This window comes from Arhodomonas sp. KWT, assembly GCF_010993615.1.
This window is the reverse complement of record NZ_WNXE01000085.1, coordinates 1-2,584: the sequence shown is the minus strand read 5'-3', so window position 1 is coordinate 2,584 and position 2,584 is coordinate 1. Positions and strand designations below refer to the sequence as shown.

General features: G+C 71.9%; 2 protein-coding genes and 1 pseudogene. 2 read left to right on the top strand and 1 reads right to left on the bottom strand.

The window, feature by feature from the left end:
* Positions 1-126: pseudogene (locus tag G7A99_RS25505) on the bottom strand (thiopurine S-methyltransferase); the annotation flags it as partial.
* 447 nt (positions 127-573) lie between these two features.
* Between G7A99_RS25505 and G7A99_RS12400 the strand changes: the two are divergent.
* A complete protein-coding gene (locus G7A99_RS12400; protein WP_018719730.1) occupies positions 574-1,353 on the top strand; it encodes a hypothetical protein in 780 nt (259 codons plus the stop codon).
* 13 nt (positions 1,354-1,366) lie between these two features.
* The coding region (locus tag G7A99_RS12395) for an FAD-binding oxidoreductase (protein ID WP_240466267.1) at positions 1,367-2,584 on the top strand (1,218 nt) is incomplete at its 3' end.

Below are 2,584 nucleotides of genomic sequence, written 5' to 3'. Positions count from 1 at the left end.
GAACACCCGCGCCGGCGGCGCGACACCGAGCTCCGGCCAGTAACGCCGCAGCCAGGGGTTGATATCCGACTGGTGGAAACCGATCTGCCCGCGCTCCCAGCGCTCGTGCCAGAATGCCGTATCCATAGGGGCCTTCCTCTGTTACCCAACCGTTCAGGCGCTGTAGCCCGTTCTCACTCGCTGCGTGTCGGGACACGATCCCGGCGATCCAGCCGGGACACCGCTCGGTGACGCGGACGTGGGGGCCCGACCTTCCCCCGGTGGCAGTGGCTGCCGCCCCCGCAGGCGCGGGGTACAATGGCCTTAGTTTACTAACCCGGCCGCCGGGATTGTCACGCGTCAGCGCGCCCGCGGATCCGGTCGCGGCTGTCGGGACACCCGCCGGGCAGCGACGGGACAGACAGACGACCGCGCCGGCCGGCCGGTGGTTCCGGCAATGCTCCGCCGGGGTGCGTCCGCACGGTTTCCGCCCATGGGCCCGGGATAGAGCCCGCGCACCTGGGACGATCCGCGCACGGCCCCTCATGCGTGCGGCAAAGCCCGCACCCGGCCCGATGGGAGGTGGCCGTACGGATGACCGGCCCGGCAATACCCCACACGCTTTCCCCGGCCCGGCTGACCACACGGCTCGCCGGGATACTGCTGGCACCGCTGCTGCTCGTCGCCTGCGCCGGGGCGGCATGGCAGGTACTGTCAACGGCGGACTTCGGCTATCCGGTGCTCTACCGCTGGCTCGACATCCAGGCGCACATCGCCGAGTACGGGCCACAGAACCGCTACCGCAATGGCTTCGAAACGCTCACCCCGGAGACACACCAGGCCCTGTTCGGTGCGATACTGGACGCGGTGAACCACGGCGGCAAAGGGCTCGGGCGCATCCGCTACCGCCCGGCGGGCAGCGCCCGTAGCATACCGATGCTGCGCGCCCCGGAGATCGCGCACCTGCGGCTGGTCGCCGCCGGCGTACAGCGGTTTCTACAGGTGGCGGTCGCCGCAGCGATCCTCGCCGCGGCGGCAACGCTCTGGCTCGCCGCGGCAGGCCACGTACCACCGGCACGGACACTGCTGCTCTCCCTGGCGGTCGGGCTGGCCCTGGTCGCCGCGGCGACAGCGGCGATGTTCGATGCCGGCGGGGGCGGCTGGTTCTCGAGACTGCACGAATGGGTGTTTCCCGCCGGGCATCAGTGGTTCTTCTACTACCAGGAGTCGCTGATGACCACGCTGATGAAGGCGCCGGCCATCTTCGGACCGATGGCCGCGGCACTGGCCGCTGTCACCACCGTCCTGACCGGGCTGGTGCTGGCAGCCGTGGTGGCGACGCTCTCACTGGTGCAGGCCATTCACAGGCGTTGACGGGACAGGATTCATGAGCGAAGGGATGAACGCGGCCGCCGACGGACAGACCCTGCTCCAGCGGCTTCGAGACACGCTCGGCAAGACGGCCGTGGTCACGCAGCCCGAGGCGCTGGCGCCCTACCTCCACGAGCGCCGGGGACTGTTCCAGGGCCGGTGCCTCGCGGTGCTGCGGCCGGGCGACACCGACGGGGTCGCCGAGGCCGTGCGCCAGTGTGCTGACGCCGGCGTGAGCGTCGTCCCCCAGGGCGGCAATACCGGGCTCTGCGGGGGCGCCGCGCCGGATACGTCCGGCCACCAGGTGATCCTCTCGCTGGAGCGCCTCGACCGGGTGCGCGCCGTCGACCCGGTGGGCCATACCATCACCGTGGAGGCCGGCTGCACCCTGGCGGAGGTGCAGCGCGCCGCCGTCGGGGCGGACCGCCTCTTCCCCCTGAGCTACGCCGCCGAGGCGGAATGCCGCATCGGCGGCAACCTCTCGACGAACGCCGGCGGCATGAACGTCCTGCGCTACGGCAACGCGCGGGACCTCACCCTCGGTCTGGAGGTGGTGCTGGCCGACGGCCGCGTATGGAACGGCCTGCACGCCCTGCGCAAGGACAACAGCGGCTACGATCTCAAGGACCTGTTCATCGGCGCCGAGGGGACGCTGGGCATCATCACCGCCGCGGTGCTCCGTCTCTATCCCCGCCCACGCCACCACGCCACCGCCCTGGTGGCGGTGGACGGCCCGGCCGACGCGCTGGCGCTGCTCGCCCTACTGCGTGGCGAGACCGGCGACGCGCTCACCGCGTTCGAGCTCATGGCGGAGCGGCCGGTGGCCTTCGCCCTGCGCCACGGCGAGGGCTGCCACGACCCGTTCCCGGCACGCTGGCCCTGGTACGTCCTCCTCGACGTCACCAGCTCGCGCCGCCGCGACGACCTGCCCGGGCTGCTCGAGGCCGCCCTGGACGGCGCCCCACACCTCGCGCGGGACTACCGCATCGCCGCCGAGGCGGACGGCCGTGCCGCCCTCTGGGCCCTGCGCAACAGCATCCCCGGGGCACAACGCCGCGAAGGGGCCAGCATCAAGCACGACGTCTCCGTCCCCCTGCCGGCGATCCCGGCGTTCCTGGAACGGGCCACGGCAACGGTAACCGAGCGGCTGCCGGGCATCCGCCCCTGCCCCTTCGGCCACGTCGGCGACGGCAACATCCACTTCAACCTGAGCCAGCCGACGGACATGGACCCG

Excerpts from the sequence above, each read along its gene's own strand:
- G7A99_RS12400 (WP_018719730.1), top strand. The coding sequence starts at position 574 with ATGACCGGCCCGGCAATACCCCACACGCTTTCCCCGGCCCGGCTGACC.